The sequence below is a fragment of the Aminobacter sp. P9b genome (genome assembly GCF_045345995.1).
Lineage (GTDB): Bacteria > Pseudomonadota > Alphaproteobacteria > Rhizobiales > Rhizobiaceae > Aminobacter > Aminobacter niigataensis.
Genome location: NZ_CP150082.1, coordinates 2,763,707 through 2,788,552, shown reverse-complemented (window position 1 = coordinate 2,788,552; position 24,846 = coordinate 2,763,707). Strand labels below are relative to the sequence as shown.

The window sequence follows — 24,846 nt, the reverse complement described above, 5'->3', positions numbered from 1 at the left end:
TGTTGGCGCCAGACTATCAGTGCGGGACCCGATCACCAAGGCCCGCCGGCGCTGAAATTTGGCCGGCGCGTCCCGGCCTCGCCGCGTGGCCGGCTGCATCGCTATCGAAAATCACGGGTCGGGTTGAATAGCCGGCTTCGATGAGGCAAAGCTGAAGGACGAGCCGGTCATGCGAGCGGACGCATTGCCACAACGAGGAACTGAAACGCCAGACCGAAAGGAACGGGCAAGCGCTCCTGCATGAGAATCAAAGACTTCATCTGGCCCGTCATCGGGCTCGGCGCCGTCGCCGTTTCTGCCTGGCTGCTCTATCACGAATGGCGCGAAATCTCCCTCGACGATGTGTGGAGCGGCCTGACCGCCATCCCCTTCCACGGCTGGATACTCGCCGCGATCAGCTCGATCGTCGCCTATGGCGCGCTGGCCGGCTATGACCACATAGCGCTGCTGCATATCGGCAAGCGCGTGTCGTGGTTCTTCGTCACCGTCTGCTCCTTCACCACCTATGCCCTTTCGCACAATATCGGCGGCTCGGTATTCTCGGGCGCGGTGATCCGCTATCGCGCCTATGCCACCAAGGGGTTGACCGGCCAGGAGGTCGGCGTGCTCGTCGGCATCTGCTGGTTCACCTTCGTGCTTTCGAGCGTGTTCGTCGGCGGCGTGGTGATTCTGCTCGAGCCGAGCCTGCTCGACCGCTACACCGAGGGCAGCCACGAAGCATGGTGGATCGCGCTGGGCGTTGCCATGCTGCTTTCGGTCGGCGCCTATGTCTTCGGCGGCTGGCTGCATCTCAAGCCGCTCGCCATCCGCAGCTTCCGCCTGCACTATCCGGCACTGCCGATCGTGGCACGCCAGCTGATCATCGGCCCGCTGGAAATACTGGCGGCTGCGGCGATCATCTATTTCGTCCTGCCCGCCGAGCACAATCCGGGCTACCTGATCGTGCTCGGCATCTTCCTGTTCTCCTTCGCGGTGGCGCAGGCGTCGCACGCGCCGGGCGGACTGGGCGTGCTCGAAGTGGTGTTTCTCACCGGCCTGTCGGAAATGGACCCGGCGGCGGTGCTGGCAGCACTTCTGGTCTTCAGGCTGTTCTACCTCATCATCCCGCTCATCCTGGGGGTCATGGCGGTGCTTGCTTTCGAGCACTCGCAGTTCGGCCGGAGCGCCAACAAGGACGAGGCCTGAAAACCGAAATTGCCGCAACTGATGGGGTTGACTATTTCCCGGCGGCGGCTACAAGGCGCGCACAGGTGGCCGCGTCAAATGCGACCCGCCAGCGCCGGACAAGTTTCGGCCATGCTGGGGAATAGGTTAACGGTAGACCCACGGACTCTGACTCCGTTAGTCCTGGTTCGAATCCAGGTTCCCCAGCCAACTCGCCTCCCAGAAGCTTTGAAATCCGCGGGATCCATGGCCGTTCGCAAGGTCATCGTTTCACGTCGAATCGGCCTTCCACAAGTGGTGCCCACAACTGATGTCCAGAGCTGGTGTCCATCCGGCCTGGATGAGCGGAGCACGGGCGGATGGGACTGCGCAGACATCAGATCGAAAACCTCATTCTCAGGGGTCCCGTCTTCTATTGGCGGGCCCGTATTCCCGTCGGATTCGCGTCGGCGGCAGGTGACGGCAGGCTTTCACTGAGCCTTAGGCTCTCGGACCGTAAGAAGGCATCCGTGGTGGCGCGGCGGCTCAATGCCCTGCTGTTGCAGCTCGCACTGATGCCGATGGCGAGAATGGCGACGAAAGAACAGCTGACCAAGATCTTTGCGCTCGAGATCGACGCCATGCGCGACGAGATCGATGCGCTGGACCGCTCTGCCAAACGTAGGGGCACACTCCGCGATCCAGTGCTTCGGGCAGCAGTCCGGGGGAATAAGCGTCGAGCAAGTGCTGCTGTTACGCGCTGGCGCGGAGATTGGCGGCTTGCTTGTCCAGCGCGTCGATGCCGCGCTTTGGTAACACGTCAGGCGTCAGCTAACGCCTGCGCGAGGTCGGCGACAAGGTCGTCGGGATGCTCGACGCCGATCGACAGCCTTATTGTCGAGTCAAGAACGCCTATCCGTTCCCGGACGTCTCTGGGCACACCGGAATGGGTCATAGCGGCTGGGTGGCTCGCCAGCGATTCTGTGCCGCCGAGGCTGACCGCAAGCTTGAAAATCTGCAAGGCGTTGAGAAAGGCGAATGCTGCGGCCTGACCACCGACAATGTCGAACGAGAACGTCGACCCGGCGCCTGTGCATTGCGTTCTGAAGGCATGTGCAGCCGGGGTGTCTTCGCCGAGGAACGGCAGATAGGCCACCCTTGCGACCTTAGGATGCTCGGCCAGGAATTCGGCGGCGATGCGGGCGTTGGCGTTGGCCTTCTCCATGCGAATGCTCAGAGTTTCCAGCGAGCGGCCGAGCATCCAGCAAGAATGGGGATCAAGTTGTGTACCAATCGCTCCTCTGAGTGCCTTGATCGGTTTGGTGATGGCCTTGCTGCCGAGGGCCGCGCCGGCGATCAGATCGGAATGGCCGCCGACATATTTGGTCAGGGAATAGACCGAAATGTCGACACCGTGGTCGAGTGGACGCTGGAACACCGGTCCGAGCAACGTGTTGTCGCACACGATGACCGGGCGATGGCCCTGTTTGGCGGCGATCTCATCGGCGATGCGGCCGACAGCCAGAAAATCGACCAACGTGTTGGTCGGATTCGAGGGCGTTTCGATAAAGATCACTGAGACGCGGCCTCGCTCGCAGCCTTCATCGGCAGCAGCGCGAATGGCGGTTTCATCAACACCGTCGGAAAAACCCACAGAGCCAATGCCGAAATTGGCCAGCGTCTTGGCAAACAACGTTTCGGTGCCGCCATAAAGCGGCTGTGAATGCACGATGGCATCACCCGGGCGCGCGAAGGCCAGCAAGGTGGTTGCGATAGCCGACATGCCGGACGAGAACAGGATACAGGCCTCCGCACCTTCATAGATTGCCAGGCGATCCTCGACGATTTCGCTGTTGGGATGATTGAAGCGCGAGTAGACGAGTCCGGCTCCGATTCCGCTTGGCGGCTCCTTGCGGCCGGAGACGAAATCGAAGAAATCGCGCCCCTCTTCGGCTGATTTGAACACGAAGGTCGAGGTGAGAAACACCGGCGGCTTCACCGCTCCTTCCGACAGTTGCGGATCAAAGCCGTAGCTCAGCATTAACGTTTCCGGATGCAGCCGATGGTTTCCGATGTGTGTCTTGGACGGTCTGGGCGCAGTCATGATGATCCCCCGGTTTGAGAGGCAATGTGGGTTTGCCGTATCCTTCGCGTCGATTCTCTTCCGCAGTTGCGTCTAGCGCTGAACTAGCTTTGACTTGTATTCGCTGCGCTGGAGCGTGCCCCACGGCACCAGATCGACCTGCGCGGTGAAGACGAGCATATCGCGGAACCGCTTCTGAATTCTCGCTGCAAGTTCCGGATCGGCAGCGGAATCCTTCGCCAGTTCGACCACCACCGGCACAGGTGGTTCTTGCCGTACGCCCGGGTCCTGCGGCTTGACCAGGATCATGCCACTCACCTCCGGCATGAACTGATTGACCACCTCGCGAATGGCCGATGGGAAAACATTGACGCCGCGCACGAGAAGCATGTCGTCAGTGCGGCCGATGCAGCGGACCCGAGGCGCGGTGCGGCCGCACCGGCAGGGCGAACTCCAGACCTGGACATGATCGCGCGTCCGGAACCGCAGCAGCGGCGCAGCCTGATGGCGCAGATGGGTCAATACAAGTTCGCCGCGCGCACCGTCCTCCATTGCAATCGGTGCGCCGCTTTCCGGATCGACCAGCTCGGGATGGACGAAGCCGCGGCCGCCGAGATGCATGCCGCATTGCTCTTCGCATTCGCCCCACAGCGAAACCCCGATGTCGCCGATCCCCATGGCCTCCGTCACCTTGGCGCGCCATGCCTCTTCGAGGCGCGCGCGCAGGGCCGGTTCGCCGCCGCCGGGCTCGCCAGCGACCAGAACGCGCTTCACGCTGGAGCCCTTGAGGTCGAAGCGCCTCTCTTCCGCCCATTCTGCGAGGTAGGCCGCGTAGGAGGGCGTCATCACCACCGCCGCCGGCTTCAGGAGGCGGATGGCGGTTATCAGGCGCTCGGTATTGCCCGTACCGACGGGAACGTGGGTCATGCCGAGCCGGTCGAAGGCGCCGAGCGCCGCGCCCGCCACGAAAGGTCCGGCATTGTAGGTCGAGACGATCGCTTCGCCCGGGCTGATGCCCGAAGCCGAATAGCTCCGGGCTGAGGTCACGACCCAGTTTTCGAGATCCTGCGCCGTGAGAGGAATGTAGCTGGGAGTACCGGTTGTGCCGCTTGTAGAGAAGATGCGCACGATCTCTTCCCTGCGGACCGCCAGATGCGTGCCGATCGGATGATTCTCGCTGCATGACGCCCTGATCTCGTCCTTCTCGGTGAACGGCAGCTTCTCGATCGAATCCAGACCGCCGATCTCTTCCGCGGTGGCAAAGCCGGCCTGCTTCAGCTTGCTGTGGTAGAAGGCCGAGTGGGCGAGGAGATATCCGACCTGCCGGCGGTACTGAGCGTCGTCCTGCCTGACCTGATCGCGCCAGGGGTTGGTTTCCACCTCCGGGTCGAACATGGCTCAGGTCCTGTTATTGGCACCGTAGGAAACGGCCGCTTCCGCATGGCCGGCGAGGACAAAGCCGATGGGGTTTTGCTGTTCTTCCGCAAGATGAGCAAGGAGGCCGCCGGTGCGGGCAAGCAGCGGGATCGCCTTGAGAAATGCGGGAGGGAAGTCGAGATCGAGCAGGACTGCGGCAATCGGCATCGAGACGTTCAAGACGAGCTGCTTCCCCCATACCTGCGCCACCGCTTCGCGCATGCGCCGCGCCAGATCGACATGCGGGCCGCTGACGCCGCGCTGGTCGGCAAGATCCAGGATGCGCTCGGCGCGCGGGTCGAGCGGCCGATGCACGGGATGCCCGAAGCCCGGCGCCTTTCCGCCCGCTTCACGGATTTCACGAGCCAACTCCAGGACGACCTCGTCGGCATCCCCGCCCTCGGTCACCCGGGCACGCGCCTTTAGGAGAAGCGCGCCGCAGAGTTCGGAGGTACCAAGGATTACGGGGCCGCAGCCGAGAACACCCGCGGCCAACGCGCCCTGTAGTGCATTGGGATCGGAGGCGAGAGTCATCCGCGCCGCCTGGACAGTGGGCATCATCCCGTGTTCGGCGATCGCAACGAGCAAGAGGTCCAGGAAGTAGCGCTGATCTTCAGTCGGCTCGCGCCCGGTCAAGAGCAGATAGAAATACGCAGTGAAGCTCAGCCGACCCATAAGATCGCCGCAGAGATCCCTGCCTCGCACTTCGACTGCGTCTGCTGCCGCAATACAGATTTCAGTGGTGGCTGTGCGCGCGTTACCGATCTGCATGGGCTGCGTTTCCGTCGGAACGGTTCAGTATCTGTGGCACTCGGATGCTAGACTGACGATGGAGATCACACAACAGCGGACGGCGCACAGGCAGTGACGGCGGCGATCTTCGGAAAAGCAAAGCCTTCCGAGCATGAGGCGAATGGACGCCAGTTGAGGAAGGCGAGCGCGTTATGTGAGAGGTTCTCGAAGTCCTTGGTCAGCCTGCGGCATCGAGAGGACTACTGAGCGCGCCGCTGGCATCATCCACCGGCCCCGGCGTGGTTGGTGGCGTGCTGGGTGCCGCCTTGTTTTGCGATGGTGAAGCGTTTTGAATGCGGTCGGCATGGGCGATAGTGGCAAGCCGGCGGGCGATGACAAGCGTGCTCAGGCGTCTTCACCGGCACGAAGCGCATGGTCGGCCGGGTCACCGCCTCGCAGATGGCACATAGGCTGCCCCCGGATGGCCTCAAGGTGTACATGTTCGCGCGGCTCATGATATCGGCATGTTGATTGATCCTGGATTCTGACAGAATGGTGGCGCCCAAGCGCATCTCTGAAGGTGAGGCCGATGCGCGCATGGCGCAGGTCAGGCGCGTCCGGACGCTGAGGCTGCTCGACGATGCCGGCGACCGGCGCCTGACGCTGGTCATAGCACCTGCCGGCTTCGGCAAGTCCTCGTTGATGAACCAGCGTTACGAGGATCTGCGCAAACAAGGCCACCAGGCAGCCTGGGCCGCGCTGGATGGCGACGATCGCGACGGCACCCACTTCCTCCTCGGACTGCTCGGAGTTCTCACCGCAGCACACGTCTTCCCCGCTGCGGCGCAGGATTATTCCAGTCTGTCGCAGCAGCATGTTCTGGGCGTCATCCTGACCCAGTTGCAACGGCTGCGCCGCCCCCTGTACCTGTTCCTCGACGACTATCATTTCGCCCAGAGCGATGAAAACGACGCGACGCTGGCGCGGCTCCTGTTTTCGCCGCAGGCACGAAACCTCAGGCTGCTGATCATCTCCAGGTCGGAGCCGAGGTTGGCGATCTCGGCGATGCAGCTGAATGGCCAACTCACCTATCTGAAGGCCAGCGATCTGCGTTTCTCGCCCGGAGAGGCTCAGAACCTGCTCGCCATGGCCGGGGTAAAGCTCGATAAATCGCAGATCGAGGCCCTGGTCCAGAAGACCCAGGGCTGGGCCGTGGCACTGCAGCTTGCGCGCGTGCTGTTGCGCGACGGGGCCGTGACCGACAGGGACCTGCTTGAATTCAGCGGCACCCAGTTGGATATGGCACGCTACCTGTCCGAACAGGTCTTTTCGTCGCTCTCAGTCCATATGCAGTCGGCGCTGGTCGGCGTTGCGGCCCTGCCCTATTTCAGCGCCGAGCTGGCGAGCGCGGTCGTCAGCCCTGCGGCCGCCGCCGAACTGACCTCCGACATCGCAATCGGCGGCTTGCCGATCGAGGCGTTCGATGATGGGCACAAGCAGTTCAAACTGCATGCGGTGTTTCAGGAATACCTCATGCAGGAAGCCCTCGCGCGCGGGCTGGATGTCAACCAGATCAGGCGCAGTGCCGCGCACTGGTATGCAGCCCGGCGCGACTGGGCGAGTGCCATCCGCCACGCCTTGCATGCGGAAGACTTCCGCCTTGCCGGGGAATTCTCCGAAAACGCGGGGGGATGGCGACAGGTCTATGCCGGCGCCCGCGGGCTGCTGCAGCAGTTTCATGCGCTGGCGGCGGTGCTGCCCGAACCGGAAGCCGCAAAGTTTCCACGCAGCTTTCTCGGACTGGCCGTCGCCGCGGCCAAGGGCGGGAACCTGGCACTGGCGACTCATTATTTCGAGTTGGTCGATCGGACCATCGACCGTTCCGACAATATCCTGGTCAACGAGGTCCGCCTTATCGGGGCACTCATGGCGCTGTACCGGGATGACCGCATCGAAGCCCTCGACCTGTCGCTACTCGAGCGCGATCTCACGCTGCTCGAACTGGTGGAACCCGTGCAGCGCGCACTGACCTACAATCTGCTGTGCTTCCAATATCTGGAGCGCAGCGAGTTCGAGCGCGCCGAGCGCCACGGCAACCTGGCGATCCAGTCCTTTACCCAGGCAGGAGCGCTTTTCGGGGCGATGCATCTCCATGTCCATGTCGGGCAGGCACAGTTCTTTCGCGGCGACATGGAAGGCGCGAGTGCGGCCTACGAGCGCCTGGCCAGCGACGCGCAGAACGCCATTGGCAAGGGTTGCGACCTCGACGCGATCGCCCAGGTCCTGCTGGCCGAGACGCTATCGGAGCGTGGTCTTCATGATGGCGCCGAGCGCATCCTCGAATGGTCGCTGCCGCATCTGGAGAAGAACGACTGTTGGTTCGACCTGTTGGCCGCAGCCTATCTGTCCCGCATTCGCGCAAGAATGGTCAGGAACGATTTTGACGGCGTGGACGCCGTGCTCGAACAGGCAAGGCGCACCGCACAGCGCCGTGGCTTTCCTCGCCTGCAAAGGCTGGTAGCACGAGAGCAGATGCGCTCGATCATCCACTTCGGCGACATCCAGGGCGCAAAGCGTTTCGCCGACCGTTTCGATCTCGGCGCGGAAACGGCGTTCGACATCGAGCGCAACCGGCTTTCGTTCCGGCTACGCGGCGAGGTACCCGCAACGCTGTGGGTACGGATCTGGATACAGGAAGGCCAGACGGAGCGCGCACTCGACATGCTGCAGCGCCTGGAGGTGGCCCAGGAACGTCCCTTCAGTGTGCCGAGAATGCTCCGGATGCGCCTGCTGGCGGTGCTGGCCGGCATGAAGACCGGCAAGGTAGAACGCACCGCTTCCGTGCTAGACGAAATCCTACTGACCCTGCCCAGCGCAACCTATCGCGCGGCCTTTTTCGAGGAGGGTCCCGACATGCTCGCCTTGCTGCGCCGGCGCGCGCAGGAAGCCGGCCCTGACAGCCTTATCGCCCGGCGCGTCGGCCAGATCTTTGCGCCGGCAGATGCGTCAGTTCCAAGAGAAGGTTCGGCAGAAACGGCGGCGGATTCCTCGAGCGCACCGCATACGCTGACCCAGCAGGAACTGAAGGTCATTTCATTGATCTGCGGCGGCTTCTCCAACAAGGAGATAGCGAGGCATATGGACGTCAGCGAAAACACCGTGAAGTTTCACGTCCGAAATGTCTTCTCAAAGCTCAATGTCCACTCGCGCACTGCGGCCATCTCGGTCGCGCGAGAGCTAGGACTATTAGCCTAACCGTCATTTTGGGTAGGCACCCAATCAGCCTGCCCACCCGATCGGTCGGGTATGCAAGTCCGTTCCACGATGCAACCTTTCCGCATGGGCAGCAGATACACGCGCTGCAGTCATAAAGGTGCGGAATGGAGCAGCAGGTGCGAACCGTCGATCCCGTGACCCAGGAGATCATCCAGGGCAAGCTACTGTCGATGGTCGACGAGATGGGCATCGTGATGGCGCGGACCAGCATGAGCCCCGTCATCTACGAGGTACTGGATTTCGCCTGTGGCATCTGCACCCGCGACTGCGACCTGATCGCCCAGACCAACGGCATCACGCTGTTCACCGGCACCTTCGCCACCCAGGTTCGCAGCCTGGTCGAGCGGTTCGCCGACGACATGGCGCCGGGCGACGTGCTGGTCACCAACGACCCCTATGCCGGGGGTACGCATTCCTGCGACCTGGCGATCATGCGACCGATCTTTGCCGAAGGCCGCATCATTGCATTTGCCATCAATGTCGCCCACTGGCTGGACGTCGGCGGTGCGGTGCCCGGCAGCCTGCCGCCGGACGCCAATTCGGTTTTCCAGGAGGGCCTTCGCCTGCCCTGCGTCCGCATTGCCCGCGACGACAAGCTGCTGCCTGACATGGTCCGTATCATCAGCGAGAATGTCCGCCTTCCGGAAGTGGCGTTGGGCGACCTCAATGCGCAGCTTGCCACTGTGCGCATCGCCGAGCGCCGCATCCTGGAGATGGTCGAAAAGTACGGTGCGGCCACGATCCAGGACGCCTTCGACCACCTCCTCGACGTCAGCGAGCGGCGTAGCCAGGACGTCATAGCGGCACTGCCGGACGGCATCTACGAGGCAACCGACATCATCGATGGCGATGGCATTACCACCGACCCCATCGAAGTGAAGGTCGCCATCCGAATCGAGGGCGGCCGCATGGAGGTGGATTTCACTGGCTGCCCACCAGCCGCGGCAGGCCCGATCAACTGCGCGCGCGGGGCACTCAGCTCGGCAGTGAAGACCATCTTCAAGGCGCTCGTGGCGCCACAGGAGCCGTCCAATGAAGGGTGGTTCCGGCCACTTTCGGTGATCGCTCCCAATGGAACGGTCTTCACGGCGCAGAAACCCTCGCCGACAGGCTGGTACTACGAAGGCTCCGTCCATGCCTCCGAACTGGTATGGAAGGCGCTTGCACCGCTGATGCCGGAACGTTTCTCCGCCGGCTCCTATTCCAGCCTGTGCGTGACATACATCAATGGCCGGACCGCCGACGGCGAAGAGTTCATCCACATCGAGCCGCAGCATGGCGGCTGGGGTGGCGCGCCCGGTCGCGACGGCGCCAGCGCGGTGATCGCCCTGACCGACGGCGATACCTACAATTACTCGGTGGAGCTGATCGAAGCCAAATTTCCGCTCCACGTTCGGCGCTACGCGCTCAATGTCGAGGGCGGAGCCGGCGCAGGCCAGTGGCGCGGCGGCTTCGGGGTCGTGCGCGAATACGAGATCCTGTCCGGAGAGGCCGACATCCACAGCGGCTTCGGCCGCTCGAGGACGCCGCCCTGGGGCATGGACGGCGGCGGCGCGGGCAGTCTCAACCGGCTCGATGTCGTGGACAAGGAGGCGGCGAACACCACCTCCTATGGGCGCCTGTCTCACCGCCGCGTCGTCAAAGGCGACTTGCTGCGCATCGCCACTGGCGGCGGCGGCGGCTGGGGCGATCCAACCAAGAGAAGCAAGGATGCGATCGCCGAAGACATCCGCGCCGGCTACATCAGCGCGGAACGCGCGGCATCGGAATACAACCACCGGGGCACGACGACGAAATGATCAGACTTGCAACCGATGTCGGCGGCACCTTCACCGATCTCGTTGGATATGACGAGAAGACGGGCAAGGTATTCACCTCGAAGAGCCTGACCACACCCCAGGACCAGTCCATCGGCGTGCTCGACGTGATCGACCGCGCAGAGAGTGCCGGCGGCCTGGACCCCGACAAGGTCCGGTTCTTTGCCCATGGCGGAACGACGGTGATCAACGCGATCACCGAACGCAAGGGCGTCAGGACCGCCCTGGTGACCACTGCCGGGTTTCGCGACGTCCTCGAGATCGGCCGCGGCAACCGCCCCGACCTCTACAATCTCCAGTTCCACAGCCCCGAACCGTTCATCCCCAGGAAGCTGCGTACAGAGGTCCGCGAACGGGTCGGCGCGGACGGAAGGATCATCGAACCGCTCAACGAGGACGATGTTCGCCAGGCCGCGCGCCTGTTTCAGGACGAGGGAGTTGAGGCCGTAGCGGTCATCTTCCTGCACAGCTACGCCCACCCGGATCACGAGAAGCGCTGCGCAGCGCTGCTGCGCGACCTGCTGCCGGGCGTCACCGTCTGCGCCAGCTACGAGATCTCGCGCCAATGGCGCGAATATGAGCGCACCAACACCGTTGCCCTCAACGCCTATGTACAGCCGATCATACAGCGCTATTTCGCCAATCTCGAAAAGGCGCTTGCCGCCAAGGGCGTGTACTCAGCCTATTATGCGATGCTGTCGAATGGCGGAGTCGCGACGTTCTCGCAAGCCGTCGCCAGTCCGCTGACCCTTGTCGAATCCGGCCCTTCGGGCGGTGCAGCTGGCGCCGCCAGGATCGGCGCGATCCTCGGCGAAAAGGATGTCCTTTATCTGGACGTTGGCGGCACGACGGCAAAATGCACGCTCATTCGCGACGGCAAGCCAAATCTCGACGCCGAATACAAGTTGGAGTGGGCCCGCACCTTCCCCGGCTATCCGGTCCAGGTGCCGGTGGTCGACATCGTCGAGATCGGCTCGGGCGGAGGCTCGATCGCATGGATCGACGCCGCCGGCGGCCTGCGGGTGGGACCGAAAAGTGCCGGGTCTTCGCCCGGACCGGCCTGCTACGGGCTTGGCGGAACCGAACCGACGGTCACTGACGCCAAGGTGGCCATCGGACTGCTTGATCCTGCCGCATTTGCCGAAGGCGCGATGACCCTCGACGTCGAACTCGCGCGCCAGGCCATCACCAGGCTGGCCGGACCGCTCGGTCTGTCCGTCGACGACGCTGCCCAGGCCATCATCGACGTCGCCGAATCCAACATGATCAACGCCCTGAAACTGGTCACCGTCCAGCGCGGCCACGATCCGCGCGACCTTGCGCTGATCGTAAGCGGCGGCGCCGGGCCGATGCTGGGCGCCCGCCTCGGCCGCGAACTCAACGCCAAGTCGATCATCATCCCACCGCATTCGGGCATCTTCTCGGCCTGGGGCATGCTGGCAGCCCATCCGCGCGCGGACATTCGCAAAACCTGGTTCTCGCCGCTGGCCGCCTCGTCGCTTGGCGAACTGGCCGACCTGTTCACCGGCATGGAAGATGAGGCACTGTCCTATTTCGATCTCGACGGCAAGGGCGACATCGCCTTCAGCTACACCGTCGAAATGCGCTATCGCGGACAGGAGCATAGCGTGTCGACGCGGTTCTCGCCGTCGATGCAACTCGTCGATTTCGCCGAGGCCTTCCATCTTGCTCACGAGACCGCCTACTCGTTCCGCCTGCCCGATGCACGCATCGAGGTGACGAACCTGCATCTTCAGGCCGAGATTGCCGGCAATGTCATCGACTGCCCTCTGATCGACGATAATGGTCGTACTGTCGCCAAGGCGCGCAAGGGCGAACGCAAAGTCTATTTCGGCAACGATGGCGGCTGGAAATTCTGCGCTGTCTATGATCGTAACGGTCTGCCCTGCGGCGAGCGGCTAAGTGGCCCGCTGCTTGTCGAGGAGCCAACCACGACAACGCTTGTTCATGCAGGGCAAGTCCTGGAAATCACTGACCGGGGCATCATGGTAATCACGGAAGAGGTCCGCTAGCCCATGGCCATCGCGATTGGAATTGACAACGTAACCAGGACCTTTGGCACCGTCAAAGCCCTGGAGCGCGTGGGTATAAAGATCGGGGCCGGCGAATTCTTCACATTGCTCGGTTCGTCGGGCTCCGGAAAAAGTACGCTACTAAAGCTGATCGGCGGCTTTGACCGTCCCACCACCGGGCGGGTCCTGTTCGATGGCCAGGACGTCACCGACATGCCGGCAAACCGCCGCCCGTCAAACACCGTCTTCCAGGATCTCGCCCTGTTTCCTCACATGACAGTGGGAGAGAACGTCGCCTACGGACTGAAGGTGAAGGGCGTAGCCGCCTCTGAACGCAAGAAGCGCGTAGACAGCACGCTCGCTTTGGTCGATCTGGCAGGATTTGCCGAGCGCAACGTCAATGTTCTCTCTGGTGGACAGCGGCAACGGGTCGCCCTGGCGCGCGCACTTGTCATGGAGCCGGGCATCCTGCTTCTCGACGAGCCCTTGACCGGGCTCGACGAAAGGCTGCGCCAGCAGATGCGCGACGAGTTCGGCAGGCTGCATCAGCGGACCGGGTCGACCTTCGTGCTGGTCACCCACAATCAGGACGAGGCGCTGAGCCTCAGCGACCGCATGGCCATCATGCACAAGGGCAGGATCGAGCAGGTGGGACGGCCGGCCGACTTCTTTGCCAATCCCGCCAATGATTTCGTCGCACGTTTCGTTGGCATGGAACGCGTCCTCAAGCCCGAAAGGCTGGAACGCAGCGGCGGCGACACGGTCGCCATCATAGCCGGTGAGCGGCTGGTTCTGCCAGGCGCTCGCGACGTTGGGGAAATGGGACTCCTGGCGGTTCGTCCCGACCGAATTTCGCTCGCGAACGGGCATGCAGCGCCCGGCAGTTCACTCAGAGCTACGGTGGCCGGGCGCCAGTTTCGAGGCCGGTTCTTCGACTTCTATCTCGAACTTGGCGACGGCCAGAAGCTCGACGCCGAGATCCCGGTCGAGTTCGCCGACGCCTGGCCCGAACCGGGCAATCCAGTGCGGCTCGAATTCGCCGGCGGCGCCTTGGTACCCGTGCCCGCATCGGGAACTGCGCCGAACCGTGACACCTGATCATCCTGAAGAAATCTCATAAAAAGAAGGGGTAACACGATGACAAATCACATGAATCCTTTGAACAATGCGATGTCGAGCAACTTCAACCGCCGCCAGTTGCTCAAGACCCTCGGGGCTGGCGGTGCGGCACTGGCGGGCGGAACCCTGTTTCGGCCAATGGCGGCACTGGCTGCGAGCGATCTGGCATTCTGGGCGACCGGCACGCTCGACGTCGGCGATGCCTGGTCTCGGGCAGCCGACGACGCGGGCCTGAACGTCGCCTTCACCGACAATGGCAACGACCCGGGTCCGGCGGTCGCCCGCCTGGTCGCCGGCAACGCCAACGACCTCTTCGATATCGGCGGCCTGCAGGGTGGGGCCGAGAAGGAACTGGCGGTCCAGGGCGCAATCGTTCCCTGGGATATGTCGAAGATCCCCAACTACGAAAACGTCTGGCAATGGGCGAAGGATATTCCCTACCTGCACCATGACGGAAAGCAGTATGGCCTGCCGGCTGTCATCAACGCAGACTCGATCATCTATCGCCCCGACAAGCTGGGCAAGGTCGACAGCTATGGCGTCATCTTCGATCCGAAGCTGAAGGGCCAGGTGGCGATGGAAGACGCCTGGATCAACAGCGCGGTCTTTGCCGCCATGTATCTGAAGGAGTCAGAAAACCAGAAGATCGGCAATCCAGGCAACCTGACCGCGGACGAGCTTGGCCTGGTGATGGAGTTCCTCATCAAGCACAAGCGGGACGGCCAGTTCCGCACCTTCTGGAGCGGCTGGGAACAGGGCGTACAGCTCGTCGGCGACGGCGAAGTGCTCGCGATGACTGGGTGGGAGCCCATCGTCTATGAAGGTCGCAAGCGCGGCCTGCAGGTCGAGTATGCTGCGCCCGTCGAAGGCTACGAAGGCTGGGGCAACAACCTGGTGCTGCTCAAGGGTGCGGTCGACCGTGGCCTAGGCGATGACGCCCACAAGTTCGCGAACTGGCTGTTCGACGGGTTCTATGGCTGTACGCTTGGCGAACAGCGCGGTTACGTCGTGCCCAGCGATCGCAATGTCGCCTACGCCGAGGCGCACGCAAGCGAATTCGACCCGGCGAAGGTCAAGGCGCTGGCAGAGCACGTCAAGGCCAAGTTCAGCGGCAAGGTCGCCTGGCAGAATACCCGGCCGGACAATTTCCAGCTCTACGAAGAATGGTGGCAGAAGCTGCGTAACGCCTGATTGCGACCAACAGCGGCGGGAGCGGTTCGCGCTCCCACCGCACTTTTTCTGGAAACCAGATGAAATCGCCCGGTCTTTTGCTTGCACTCCCGACCGCACTCATCGTGCTGTTGCTCGGGTTCGTTCCCCTGATCGTCATTCTGGTCTGGAGTTTCTGGACCTGGGACCCCGCGACCTATTGGATCAGGCCGGAGTTCAGCCTGGCCGGTTATGCAGCGATCCTCGAGGCCGGGCGCTGGAGCGTCATCGTCGGATCGCTGGGCAAGGCATTCCTGACCGCCGCAATTTGCGTGGTCATCGGCTATCCCGCGGCAATGGCGGTGCATTTTCTGGCAAGCAGGCGAACGGCACTCCTGCTCATGGCGCTGTTCACCATCCCGTTCTTTACCTCGTACATGATCCGCGCCTTTTCCTGGCGGCTGGTGCTGGGCCGCAACGGCCTGATCAATGGCTGGCTGATGGATCTCGGGATCGTCGACCAGCCGCTCGACTGGCTCCTGTTTTCCAATTTTGCCGTCAATGTCGGCCTGGTCGCCTCCTACCTGCCATTCGTCATCTTTCCGCTGATCCTGTCGATGCAACGCGTCGAGCCGTCGCTGCTCGCCGCCAGCCAGGACCTTGGCGCGAGCTTCTGGCGCACATTCCGCTCGGTTCTGCTGCCGCTCACGCAAGCCGGCATATTCGCCGGATTTCTCTTCGTCTTCGTCATGGCGGCAGGGTCGGCGACCGAAGTGCAGATGCTTGGCGGCGCAGCCGCATCGATGATCTCGGTGATGATCAACGACGTCATGCGGGTCGTGAACTTCCCGCTGGCCTTCGCAATCTCGACCGTGGTGCTGATCATCCTGTTCGGGCTGATATTCATCGGCAACCGTCTGTTCAAGCTGACCAGACTGTTCGAGGGTTTCACATGGTAGCCAGTTTCGAAAGCCGCCCGCTGAAGGCCGCCATCTGGTTGATAACAGCCATAGGTTTGGCAATCATCTACCTGCCGCCGCTTTATCTGGTTGCAGTGTCATTCAACCCGGCATTGCAGCCGGCCCTGCCGGCGCTCTCCGATGTCAGCCTGACCTGGTATTTCGCGCTCGCCAAGGAACGCACCCTCATCAGTGCATTGCAGGAATCCCTGCTGGTCGCGACCATTACCGCGCTGGTGGCAACCGGCCTCGCGCTATTGTCGGCGCTCGCTTACATGGACCTCGGCAAATGGCGCTCGCGCTGGTTCATGTTCGTGTTGCTGCCAATGTTCGTTCCCGGCATCATCCAGGGGCTGTCGTTATCGGTGATCTTCGGACGCATCGGACTGAAGCCATTTTGGGGCACAGTGGCGGCGAGCCACCTTTTGTGGGCGCTACCATTCGCCTTCACCGTCATCCTGACCAGCATGGCAGCCGTCAGGCGTTCCTACCTGCTTGCGGCGTCCGATCTCGGCGCGTCCTGGTGGCGCCAACTGGTTGATGTGACATTGCCACTGATCAAGCCAGGCCTGGTGGCCGCCTTCATCTTCTCATTCCTGCTGTCGCTGAATGAATTCGGCCGGGCCTTCTATCTGGTCGGACGGCAAAACACGCTGCCACTGGCGATGTTCGGCAAGATGAATTCGGGCGCGTCGCCAACGATCTATGCCCTGTCAGGCTCGATTTTCCTGGCTTCAATACTGGCGGTATCGTTCGTGCTTCTGGCAGCACGGGCCAACGACCGAAAACTTCGTCGGTAGGGAGCCTCCTCTCCTCATTTTGGTCCGGTTGGGACAGCACTCTTCGACGCTCCAGAAATTCACTGCCGCATCGAAGATGGCCTCGGCGTCAGATACGATCAGTCGCCTGCTCCGATCGGTTGATGTCGATCAGAATCACAGCGGCGATCGCCTCCGCCATGATCGCCGCCGGACGCGACGACTGCTCGTCCGTGGCTTGTCGATCGACTCGGCGTCCGCGCCGTCGGTCGTCGATGACGGCAAGCTGGTGACTGGTTGATCTTGCGGCGGACAGTTCTCGCGGCCGCCGCTATCTTGAGCGAGTGTGTCAAGCACTTGGCAATGGATTCGACGAGTTGCGGCACAAAGGATCCCGCCTGATTGAACGAAAAGCCAAGCGCCAGTAGATTCCGTCAAGCTATCGTCGACATCCTTCGGTGATGGAGTGACGCCGCCCGACAAACTTATGCCACCATGCCTTCGGGCAGGTTCCATAGGCCAACGTAGGACCCAAAACACTCAATCCTCCCCACCGCCAACGCCATATGAGATGACTGACAGGAAGCGGATGGGGAGTTTGATCAGTGCGTCTGGTCCGTGTGGCGCGTCGGCGTCGAAGAACAGGCTGTCGCCCGGCAGCAGCCGGTAGACCGATGTGCCATGGCGGTAGTTGACCTCGCCTTCGAGCAGGTAAAGCAATTCCATCCCGGAATGCTGAAACAACGGGAAGGTATCAGTGTCCTTGGTCAGCGTGATGAGATAGGGCTCGACGAAGATGCCACCCGTGTTGGAGCCGATGTAACCCAGAAGGTTGTATTGATGACCGGCCCGCGTGCCGCGCCGCCCGACCTCGACACCTGTTCCTGCCTTCACGAAGACGGCGGTGCGCTCCTGTTCGAAGCGCCTGAGCAAGGACGAGAGCGGCACGGCCAAAGCCTGGGCGAGCGCCTGCAACGTGGCCAGTGACGGCGAGATGTGCCCGTTTTCGATCTTGGACATCATGCCGAGCGACACGCTTGCGGCGTCGGCAAGCTCGGCGAGGGTCATGCCATGACGCTTTCGACAGAAGCGTACTTCGCGCCCGATCGCGGTCTGCAGGCGGTTCTCGCCGCTGTCGCGCAACGAATGCGGATTCTGGCAAAGGCTTGCGGGTTGCTCGAGCAGGTCGTTCTGCTGCTCGCGAGCGTCCGCCACGAGGGCGAAATGTGCTTCTTCCACTGTCTTTGACCTCCCGCTCAGAGTTGCTGGAAAAGGCTTCGCTCGAACTACACCCGCTGTCGCCCGCGTCACTCGCGCGAATACGGGAAACCGAGCATTGCCGGCTGGCCGGTGCGGAAGCGAACCCCCATCAACAGGATGATCGAAGCGAGATAAGGCAGCGCGAGCAACAGCTGGCGCGGCACGCCGACGCCGACAACCTGGGCATGAGTGGCGATAGCTTCCAGCAATGCAAAGGCCACCACCGCCATCAGCACACCCTTGGGCTTCCAGTTTCCAGCTATGAGCGCGACGACCACGATCCAGCCGCGGCCGGCCGAGAAATCAGCGATGAAGCGATCAGAGAAAGCGAGCATCAGGAAACCACCGCCGAGCCCGGTCATGGCGCTACCAAACATCACCGCGCCATATTGGCGGACAGGTACGCTCAGCCCCTTGACGTCGAGCGCCTTCGGATTCTCGCCAAGGCACCGCAGCTCCAGGCCATATCGCGTACGATAAAGCAGGAACCAGATGGCAGGGACGATGAAGAAGGCGGCGTAGGTCAACAGCCGCTGCGAGAACAGCACGGGACCGATAAAGGGAATGTCCGACAGGAAGGGCAACGGCACGTCCTCGAAGCCGGCGAAGGAGGGTTGCGGGCCACCGCGAACGTAGCTTTGAAACCAGTACAGTGTGATGCCGCCGGCAAAGAGGTTGAGGCCGAGGCCAGTAACAAAATGGTCGACACGCATCGTCGCCGTCATGAAGGCGATGATCAGGCCCATGACGGCGCCAGCCAGGATCGCTGCGAGCACCGCCAGCCACAAGGAACCGGTCGACGTCGCCACGAAATAGGCGATGAACGAGCCCATCAGCATCGTGCCCTCGACACCCATGTTCCAGATCCCGGCGCGCTGGGTCACGAGTTCGCCCATGGCCGAAAACAGCAGCGGCGTCATCGTCCGCAAAGTCGCTGCGAAAATGCTGATGAGGATGGCTTCCTGAAACAATCCGCTCATGACGCGGTACCCCTGACGATCTTGTAACGCGCCATCACGCTGGCACAGAGGACGAAAAGCAGGATGATGCCCTGCATGGCAGGGACGAGCGACGCCGGGATGTCGCTGACCACCCGCATCGACACGGCACCGCTTGCCAGCCCGCCAAACAGCAGTCCCGCCAGCACAGTGCCCAGCGGCCGCAAGCCGCCGATCATGCCGACGATGATGCCGGCGTAGCCAAGTCCGATCAGGTTGTCGGCCTTCAGCCGGTGCCCGACGCCGTAGAGCTCGATGACGCCGGCAAGGGCTGCGAGCCCGCCGCTGATGCACATCACCGCAATGATGGTCCTGGCGATATTGGTGCCCTTGTGGCCAAGCGCGACAGGATTGGTTCCCAGTGCCTTGATCTCGTAGCCGAGTGCGGTCCGGTCGAGCATGACGGCACAGCAAATCGCAGCGACGAAGGGCAACAGCACGCCGATATGGAGCTTGGTTCCAAACAGCAGCGGCAATTGCTCCGCGGCCGGAAGCGGCACCGACTGCTGATAAGAAGCGCCATCGCCGATTTCGGCCCAGGGTCCGCCCGCCAGAAGGTAAGACAACAGGTAGATTGCAAGGTAGTTGGTCATCACAGTCGAAACGATCTCGTTTACGCCAAAGCGTGTCTTGAGGATCGCGCAGGCCCCGCCCAGCAGCAGCCCGCCGGCGACGCCGAACAGGATCACCCCGGGAAAGAACAGCAGCGGCGGCAGGCCAGCCAGGATCTGGCTGCCGAGATAGCCGGCCATCGCGCCGGCGAAGACCTGGCCTTCCTGGCCGATGCTCCATATCTGCGCGCGAAAGGCGATGACGGTTGCCAATCCCGTCAGGATCAGCGGCGTCGACTTGATGAGGGTGGTCATCACCGCTTTCTGCGAGCCAAAGGCACCGAAGAACAAAGTCCTGAACGCCTCGAAGGGATCAGCGCCGGCCGTCGCCACGATGAGCGCGGAGGCAAGCATGCCAGCGGCCAATGCGGCCACCAGCGTGCCGGCCGTCCACCATGGATTGGCTTCGATGCGCCGTTCGATCCGGATCATCGTCCAGCCTCCATCCTGCGTCCGGCCATCAGCATGCCGACCTCCTCCACTGTCGTTGTCTTGGGGTCGACGACGCCAACGATCTCGCCCTTGAACATCACCGCGATGCGGTCGGCGAGATTGAACAGGTCGCTGAGCTCTTCTGAGGCGAGCAGGATCGCAAAACCCTCTTCGCGCTTCTGCAGCAATTGGGCGTAGACATATTCGATGACGCCGATGTCGAGGCCGCGTGTCGGCTGGTTGGCGAGCAGCAGTCCCGACGAATGCAGGAACTCACGCGCCAGGATGACCTTCTGGGCGTTGCCGCCGGAGAGGTTTTCGACCGGCACCTCGTCGTCGCGCGCGGCGATCTGGTAGCGGGCCATCATCGTCTTCGACAGCGCTGCGATCTTGCCGCGATCCAGAAACAGGCCGGTGCGATACTTGGCGTTGCGCTGCCAGCCGAGGATGAGGTTTTCGGCGATGCTGAACGGCCCGACCAGACCCTCACGAAAACGGTCGTCGGGAATGTGTCCCACGCCCCTGTCCATCATGGCGCGCGGCGTGAGCCGGCTGACGTCCTCGCCGTTCAGCCTGATCGTGCCTTCGCGTGCCCAGCGCACACCCGAGAGAACTTCGAAAAGCTCCTTCTGGCCGTTGCCGGCGACACCGGCGATGCCGAGGATTTCGTGCCGGGCGATCGACAGCGAAACCTGGTTCAGAACCGCCTCGTTCCAGTAGCCCCTGGCGCCGAGACCGCTTACTTCGAGCACGGTATCGCCGGGCGCGATCTTCGACTTGTTGACCGAAAATGACACCTCGCGGCCAACCATGAGCCGCGCCAGTTCTTCAGGCGACGTGTCCCTGGTCTGGACGGTGGCGACTGTCTTGCCCTTGCGCAGGACCGTGACGCGGTTCGACTGCATCACTTCGGCGACCTTGTGGGTGATCAGGATGATCGACATGCCGTTGGCGCACATCTTGCGCATGATGGCGAACAGGCGCGCGGACTCATCAGGTGTCAGCACCGCCGTCGGTTCGTCGAGAATGAGGATCTGGACGTCGAGGTAGAGCGCCTTGAGAATCTCGACCCATTGCTGGCGCCCGACCGCCAGTTCCCAGACATAGGCGTCGAGATCGATCTCGATGCCGTAGGCGTCGCACAGGCTCTTCAGCTTTTGCCTGGCTGCTCTGTCGTCCAGCCGCCACCCGGATTTCTGGGTTCCGACAATGATATTTTCCAGCACGGTAAATTCGGGCACCAGCACGAAATGCTGATGCACCATGCCGATGCCGAGCTTGATCGCGTCCCTTGGAGAGTGCATCTCGACCGGCTCGCCACGCACGACGATCTGCCCGGCGTCCGGTTTGCAGAAACCGAAGATGCATGCCGACAAGGTCGACTTGCCCGCGCCATTTTCACCGAACAGGCAATGGATCTCGCCGACCGCCAAGTCGAAGTCGACGCCGTCATTGGCCGTCACGCCGGCAAAGCGCTTGGTCAGACCTTCAACGCGCAGAGCTGTCGACATTCGAAAATCTGTCCTGTCATCAGTCAGTGGGATGGGGAGTATCCTGCCGGGACCGACCTCTCGGCCCGGCAGGAGCGTTGTCTCAATTGGGCTTGGGGGCTGATACATCGAGCGGTACCTGGAACTCGCCTGAGATGATCTTGGCCTTCAGCGCCTCGACCTCTGATATCACCGGTTGCGGCAGCGTCGCCTCGAAGCCGTGATAGGGAGCCATGCCGGCGCCGCCATCCTTCATGCCGCGCCAAATCCGCTCCGTGCTGCCGGCAAAAGGCTTTCCCTCGACCTTATGCTGCCACCAGGCATCGACGACATGGGTGATGTCCGGATCCCAACGGATCACGGTGCTGCTGACGATCGTGGTCGGGGAGAAGCTGGACTGATCCTGATTGCTGCCGAAGCAGATGATCTTCGCAGCCTCGCATTCCTTGAAGTTGTCGGTCTGCTGGAAGATGACGTCGGCGCCGGTGGCGATCTGCGCATGGGTGTATTCGGCCGACTTGGCTGGGTCATACCAGGACTCGATGAAAACGACCTTTTCCTTGATCGACGGATTTACCGACCTTGCCCCGGCAAAGAAGGCGTTGATCGAGTCGTTCACGTCGTCAGCGGGAAATGTGCCCACCGTGCCAAGCACGTTGGTCTTGGTCATGCGGCCGGCGATGACGCCAAGCAGGTAGGCAGGTTCGTGGACACGCTTGTAGAGCATGTACTGGTTGCCGCCCAAGCCTTCGTTCCCCGAACCCGTGACGACGAAGAGTATCTCGGGGAATTCGTCCTTCAGCTTCTTGACCTGGTCGGAATAGGTGCTGTGCGCCCAGATGACGTCATACTGGCCACTTTCGGCGAACAGCCGCATGGCGTCGCCCGCATCGTCGCCCCATAGCGGGTCGGTGTATTTCCAGCTCAGCTCAAGCCCATGCGGCTTCGCCGCCTTCACCCGCTCGAGCGATTCTATCAGTGTTCCGTCCCAGCCGCTTTCCACGCCGGAAGCCAGAATGACCGCGATGCGGAGCTTGTCCGGATTTTCGGCGCGCGACACCGACGAAAGCGCAAACAGCGCAAGCACAGCCATTGCCAAGGAGGCAACCAGCCTGCCGGTCAATCGTCCAATCATGATTTCTAACTCCCATTGGTTGTCTGGCCCAGTTTGGTCAGGCCCTGCTTTGCCCGGTGTATGTCCACCGGTGCATATTTCCCTCGTTCACAAATCCAGCACGACGATTTCCGACAGCGCCCGCGAACAGCACGGCGTCATTAGGTCATTGGCTGCATGTTCGGCATCGGTCAGATAAAGGTCGCGGTGGTCAGGCAGCCCGGCAAGCACGCGGGTCACGCAGGTTCCGCAGATGCCTTGCTCGCAAGATACCGGGATCTCGATACCGTTGGTGCCGAGCACCGAGACGACGCTTTCGCCTGCTGGAACGGCAAAGACCTGGCCCGTGCTGGCAATCTGGACGGCAAACGGCCTGTCATCGCTTGATCCGACATCAGCGATCTTGCCGAAATACTCGCGGTGAATGGTTTCCTTCGGCCACGACCGTTCGGCTTCGCCGATGACGGCGTCCATGAACCCGCGTGGTCCGCAAACATAGAGATGCGTGCCCTTTGGGCTCGAATGCAACAATTCCGCGATGCTCAATTTCTGCTCGGGTGGTCCGTCATCGAGGTGAAAATGAACCTGCGTCTTGAACGGACCCGTCTCTAGCTCGGCCCGGAAAGCCATCCGGTCGAGGTTTCTGGCGCAGTAATGCAGCGCGAAGTCCTGTCCCAGGGCCGATAGCCTGTGGGCCATCGACAGGATCGGCGTCACGCCAATCCCTCCGGCCAGCAGCAGTGACGATGACGCCTGTTCATTCAGCGGAAAGGCGTTGCGTGGGTGGCTGATCTCGATCACATCGCCTGACTTCAGCATATCGTGCATGAAGATCGAGCCGCCAGCGCCCTGCTGATCACGCAGGACACCCAGGCGGTAGCGGTGGCGCTCACTGGGATTGTTGCGAAGCGAATATTGGCGAACAAGCCCGTTGGCCATGAAGACATCGACATGCGACCCCGCCGTGAAAGCCGGCAGGTCCTCGCCACTCCAATCGACCAGTTCGAAGCCGGCAATATCCTGGGCTTCGGTGGTTTTGGCAGCGACCCGGACTTGCAGGCGCGCAGAACGGTTGACCTGGTGGATCATAGCATTTCCATGGGCAGACAGCGCGATGTTCATGCTCGGCTCCTTCCTGGCCTGTCAGGCAAAACGTGGAACTTTGCGGCTACGGTTCCGATTTCGCTGAATTGGCCGGCTCAACTCGCGATCGGCGCGCCGAGCCCGAATTTCTTGGCGAGCGCACGCCGGTATTCAAGCGACAGGCGATCGCAGGGAACGTGGATTTCTTCAGTCAGATCGAGCGGCAGGTCTTCCGGGCGCTGTTCTTCGACCATCGACTTGTCTTCGTCGTTGATCAGCATCTGGAACTTCTTCCAGTATTCGCTGTCCGGATTGCCGGTGGTGTCGGTGAGCAGCTGGAAAATGCGGGTTTCGCGGGCTGAAACCGGACACACCGTATCCGCCAGATATTGCACGTAATCCGAGCCTTCCGGATCGATGATGATGATCGTCGAAAACGGATAGGTCAGTTCATAGCTGTAGACGACGTTGCGCTCGGTGCCCTCGACGCCGTCAGGGTAATAGTTGGCGCCGTTCGGGTATGGATAAGAAAAACGCAGTCCGAACTCCGCATGATCGACCGTGTATTGCGGAATAGGAACCGCTGTCGCCGAGCCAAAGCTTTCGGCATGAACCCATGGAAAATGGGCGACATCATTGAAGTTTTCGACATGGCGGCTCGCCGCCGCGTTCCACGTATCCTTGGGCAGATAGACCGTCTTCCAGTCCGCGTTGGAAAGTCCAGGCCATTGCGGGATCGGCCAGATCGGCTCGCCCTTGAGGCATACCCAGATTATGCCGTAGCGCTCCTCTGAAAGCACGGTCAGCAGCCTGAGCCTGGGCGGTATCTTTGCCGTCGGATCGGTCATCGACGGAATCTTGGTGCACTGTCCGCCATGGTCGAAATGCAAGCCATGCATCGGGCAGACGATCTGGCCGTCGGCCATCCAGCCGGAGCTGATCCTGGTGCCGCGGTGGGGACAGATGTCGCGGGCGACGGCCACGCCCTGCGACGTCCTGTAGAGCACAAGGTCGACATCCAGGAGGCGGGCCCGCACGGGCTTTTCGCCAACTTCGTGAGCATATTCCACGGGATGCCAGAACGAGGAGAGGATATGCCAGTCGCTTTCCGCGAATGTGCATCCGGGCGGCAGCTCGCTCTTCGTCTTCGAGTTGTCGACGGGCAAAAACATAAGTTCAGCTCCCTGGAGCCCGGCCCGATTTGCCATATCTGGTTCGTCGGATCGGCTTTGATTTTCGTAGCTGGATAGTCGGCGAACAGAGGTTTTTGAGGAATGTCCTTGCCGATCCAATGGATATCTTGAATGAAGATCGCGATGGACCGCCGCTTGAAATGCCGGGACAGCGAGGTACGTTACGTGCTCATCCACTGC

Annotated in this window: 19 protein-coding genes, 1 tRNA gene and 2 pseudogenes; 10 read left to right on the top strand and 12 right to left on the bottom strand. The window is 62.0% G+C overall.

Translation table 11 applies throughout. The features are described from left to right. Window positions 1-240: 240 nt before the first annotated feature. The 3 genes and pseudogenes from WHT83_RS13645 to WHT83_RS13635 form a co-directional block, all read left to right on the top strand. Window positions 241-1,185: a YbhN family protein gene (locus tag WHT83_RS13645; RefSeq protein WP_406871462.1), complete on the top strand. Its 945-nt coding sequence runs from the start codon at window positions 241-243 to the stop codon at window positions 1,183-1,185. A 115-nt stretch (window positions 1,186-1,300) separates the two neighbouring features. After that, a tRNA-Gln gene (locus tag WHT83_RS13640) sits at window positions 1,301-1,374 on the top strand. A 149-nt stretch (window positions 1,375-1,523) separates the two neighbouring features. After that, a pseudogene (locus WHT83_RS13635) lies at window positions 1,524-1,685 on the top strand (DUF6538 domain-containing protein); the annotation flags it as partial. Between the two features lie 278 nt (window positions 1,686-1,963). Here the strand turns inward: WHT83_RS13635 and WHT83_RS13630 are convergent. The 5 genes and pseudogenes from WHT83_RS13630 to WHT83_RS13610 all read right to left on the bottom strand — a co-directional run bounded on the left by WHT83_RS13630 (window position 1,964) and on the right by WHT83_RS13610 (window position 6,457). After that, complete coding sequence (locus WHT83_RS13630; RefSeq protein WP_318761985.1) at window positions 1,964-3,247, bottom strand: cystathionine gamma-synthase family protein; 1,284 nt, start codon at window positions 3,245-3,247, stop codon at window positions 1,964-1,966. 72 nt (window positions 3,248-3,319) lie between these two features. Then, complete coding sequence (locus WHT83_RS13625) at window positions 3,320-4,621, bottom strand: phenylacetate--CoA ligase family protein (RefSeq protein ID WP_108608517.1); 1,302 nt, start codon at window positions 4,619-4,621, stop codon at window positions 3,320-3,322. Window positions 4,622-4,624: 3 nt separating this feature from the next. Beyond that, window positions 4,625-5,413, bottom strand: a complete 789-nt coding sequence (locus WHT83_RS13620) for a citryl-CoA lyase (protein WP_406871461.1) — start codon at window positions 5,411-5,413, stop codon at window positions 4,625-4,627. Window positions 5,414-5,533: 120 nt separating this feature from the next. Continuing rightward, a pseudogene (locus tag WHT83_RS13615) lies at window positions 5,534-5,628 on the bottom strand (IS5/IS1182 family transposase); the annotation flags it as partial. Between the two features lie 151 nt (window positions 5,629-5,779). After that, window positions 5,780-6,457 (bottom strand): hypothetical protein, encoded by a 678-nt coding sequence (locus tag WHT83_RS13610; RefSeq protein WP_406874056.1) that lies wholly within the window; start codon window positions 6,455-6,457, stop codon window positions 5,780-5,782. Here WHT83_RS13610 and WHT83_RS13605 point away from each other — a divergent pair. The 7 genes from WHT83_RS13605 to WHT83_RS13575 all read left to right on the top strand — a co-directional run bounded on the left by WHT83_RS13605 (window position 6,425) and on the right by WHT83_RS13575 (window position 16,527). Further along, a complete protein-coding gene (locus tag WHT83_RS13605; protein ID WP_406873978.1) occupies window positions 6,425-8,629 on the top strand; it encodes a LuxR C-terminal-related transcriptional regulator in 2,205 nt (734 codons plus the stop codon). The two genes, WHT83_RS13610 and WHT83_RS13605, sit on opposite strands and share 33 nt — an antisense overlap. A gap of 137 nt (window positions 8,630-8,766) precedes the next feature. Continuing rightward, window positions 8,767-10,449, top strand: coding sequence for a hydantoinase B/oxoprolinase family protein (locus WHT83_RS13600; protein ID WP_406871460.1), 1,683 nt, complete (start codon window positions 8,767-8,769; stop codon window positions 10,447-10,449). Continuing rightward, the gene (locus WHT83_RS13595) at window positions 10,446-12,500 is read left to right on the top strand and encodes a hydantoinase/oxoprolinase family protein (protein WP_406871459.1); all 2,055 of its coding nucleotides are present in this window, start codon (window positions 10,446-10,448) and stop codon (window positions 12,498-12,500) included. Before WHT83_RS13600 ends, WHT83_RS13595 begins: the two co-directional genes overlap by 4 nt. A gap of 3 nt (window positions 12,501-12,503) precedes the next feature. Next, window positions 12,504-13,598 (top strand): ABC transporter ATP-binding protein, encoded by a 1,095-nt coding sequence (locus WHT83_RS13590; RefSeq protein ID WP_183261925.1) that lies wholly within the window; start codon window positions 12,504-12,506, stop codon window positions 13,596-13,598. Window positions 13,599-13,649: 51 nt separating this feature from the next. Next, entirely contained in the window at window positions 13,650-14,810 is a 1,161-nt protein-coding gene (locus tag WHT83_RS13585) for a PotD/PotF family extracellular solute-binding protein (RefSeq protein ID WP_406871458.1), read from the top strand. Window positions 14,811-14,869: 59 nt separating this feature from the next. Next, a complete protein-coding gene (locus WHT83_RS13580; protein ID WP_183261927.1) occupies window positions 14,870-15,727 on the top strand; it encodes an ABC transporter permease in 858 nt (285 codons plus the stop codon). Continuing rightward, window positions 15,721-16,527 carry an ABC transporter permease gene (locus WHT83_RS13575; protein WP_406871457.1) on the top strand — a complete coding sequence of 269 codons (807 nt, stop codon included), beginning with the start codon at window positions 15,721-15,723 and terminating at the stop codon, window positions 16,525-16,527. Before WHT83_RS13580 ends, WHT83_RS13575 begins: the two co-directional genes overlap by 7 nt. A 498-nt stretch (window positions 16,528-17,025) precedes the next feature. Here the strand turns inward: WHT83_RS13575 and WHT83_RS13570 are convergent, their stop codons facing one another. The 7 genes from WHT83_RS13570 to WHT83_RS13540 all read right to left on the bottom strand — a co-directional run bounded on the left by WHT83_RS13570 (window position 17,026) and on the right by WHT83_RS13540 (window position 24,843). Continuing rightward, window positions 17,026-17,700 (bottom strand): helix-turn-helix domain-containing protein, encoded by a 675-nt coding sequence (locus WHT83_RS13570; RefSeq protein WP_406873977.1) that lies wholly within the window; start codon window positions 17,698-17,700, stop codon window positions 17,026-17,028. Window positions 17,701-17,792: 92 nt separating this feature from the next. After that, window positions 17,793-18,725, bottom strand: coding sequence for an ABC transporter permease (locus WHT83_RS13565; RefSeq protein ID WP_406871456.1), 933 nt, complete (start codon window positions 18,723-18,725; stop codon window positions 17,793-17,795). After that, a complete protein-coding gene (locus tag WHT83_RS13560) occupies window positions 18,722-19,786 on the bottom strand; it encodes an ABC transporter permease (protein WP_406871455.1) in 1,065 nt (354 codons plus the stop codon). Before WHT83_RS13560 ends, WHT83_RS13565 begins: the two co-directional genes overlap by 4 nt. Further along, a complete protein-coding gene (locus WHT83_RS13555; RefSeq protein ID WP_406871454.1) occupies window positions 19,783-21,297 on the bottom strand; it encodes an ABC transporter ATP-binding protein in 1,515 nt (504 codons plus the stop codon). Before WHT83_RS13555 ends, WHT83_RS13560 begins: the two co-directional genes overlap by 4 nt. 82 nt (window positions 21,298-21,379) lie before the next feature. Continuing rightward, window positions 21,380-22,411, bottom strand: a complete 1,032-nt coding sequence (locus WHT83_RS13550) for a BMP family protein (RefSeq protein WP_108608533.1) — start codon at window positions 22,409-22,411, stop codon at window positions 21,380-21,382. 87 nt (window positions 22,412-22,498) lie between these two features. Further along, window positions 22,499-23,512, bottom strand: a complete 1,014-nt coding sequence (locus WHT83_RS13545) for a PDR/VanB family oxidoreductase (RefSeq protein ID WP_406871453.1) — start codon at window positions 23,510-23,512, stop codon at window positions 22,499-22,501. A 77-nt stretch (window positions 23,513-23,589) separates the two neighbouring features. Continuing rightward, entirely contained in the window at window positions 23,590-24,843 is a 1,254-nt protein-coding gene (locus WHT83_RS13540; protein ID WP_406871452.1) for a Rieske 2Fe-2S domain-containing protein, read from the bottom strand. Window positions 24,844-24,846: the final 3 nt, after the last annotated feature.

Coding starts and splice junctions, on each gene's coding strand:
- WHT83_RS13550 (WP_108608533.1), bottom strand. CDS start 22,411: ATGATTGGACGATTGACCGGCAGGCTGGTTGCCTCCTTGGCAATGGCT.
- WHT83_RS13595 (WP_406871459.1), top strand. CDS start 10,446: ATGATCAGACTTGCAACCGATGTCGGCGGCACCTTCACCGATCTCGTT.
- WHT83_RS13585 (WP_406871458.1), top strand. CDS start 13,650: ATGAATCCTTTGAACAATGCGATGTCGAGCAACTTCAACCGCCGCCAG.
- WHT83_RS13580 (WP_183261927.1), top strand. CDS start 14,870: ATGAAATCGCCCGGTCTTTTGCTTGCACTCCCGACCGCACTCATCGTG.
- WHT83_RS13555 (WP_406871454.1), bottom strand. CDS start 21,297: ATGTCGACAGCTCTGCGCGTTGAAGGTCTGACCAAGCGCTTTGCCGGC.
- WHT83_RS13590 (WP_183261925.1), top strand. CDS start 12,504: ATGGCCATCGCGATTGGAATTGACAACGTAACCAGGACCTTTGGCACC.
- WHT83_RS13625 (WP_108608517.1), bottom strand. CDS start 4,621: ATGTTCGACCCGGAGGTGGAAACCAACCCCTGGCGCGATCAGGTCAGG.
- WHT83_RS13575 (WP_406871457.1), top strand. CDS start 15,721: ATGGTAGCCAGTTTCGAAAGCCGCCCGCTGAAGGCCGCCATCTGGTTG.
- WHT83_RS13560 (WP_406871455.1), bottom strand. CDS start 19,786: ATGATCCGGATCGAACGGCGCATCGAAGCCAATCCATGGTGGACGGCC.
- WHT83_RS13565 (WP_406871456.1), bottom strand. CDS start 18,725: ATGAGCGGATTGTTTCAGGAAGCCATCCTCATCAGCATTTTCGCAGCG.
- WHT83_RS13645 (WP_406871462.1), top strand. CDS start 241: ATGAGAATCAAAGACTTCATCTGGCCCGTCATCGGGCTCGGCGCCGTC.
- WHT83_RS13545 (WP_406871453.1), bottom strand. CDS start 23,512: ATGAACATCGCGCTGTCTGCCCATGGAAATGCTATGATCCACCAGGTC.
- WHT83_RS13620 (WP_406871461.1), bottom strand. CDS start 5,413: ATGCAGATCGGTAACGCGCGCACAGCCACCACTGAAATCTGTATTGCG.
- WHT83_RS13630 (WP_318761985.1), bottom strand. CDS start 3,247: ATGACTGCGCCCAGACCGTCCAAGACACACATCGGAAACCATCGGCTG.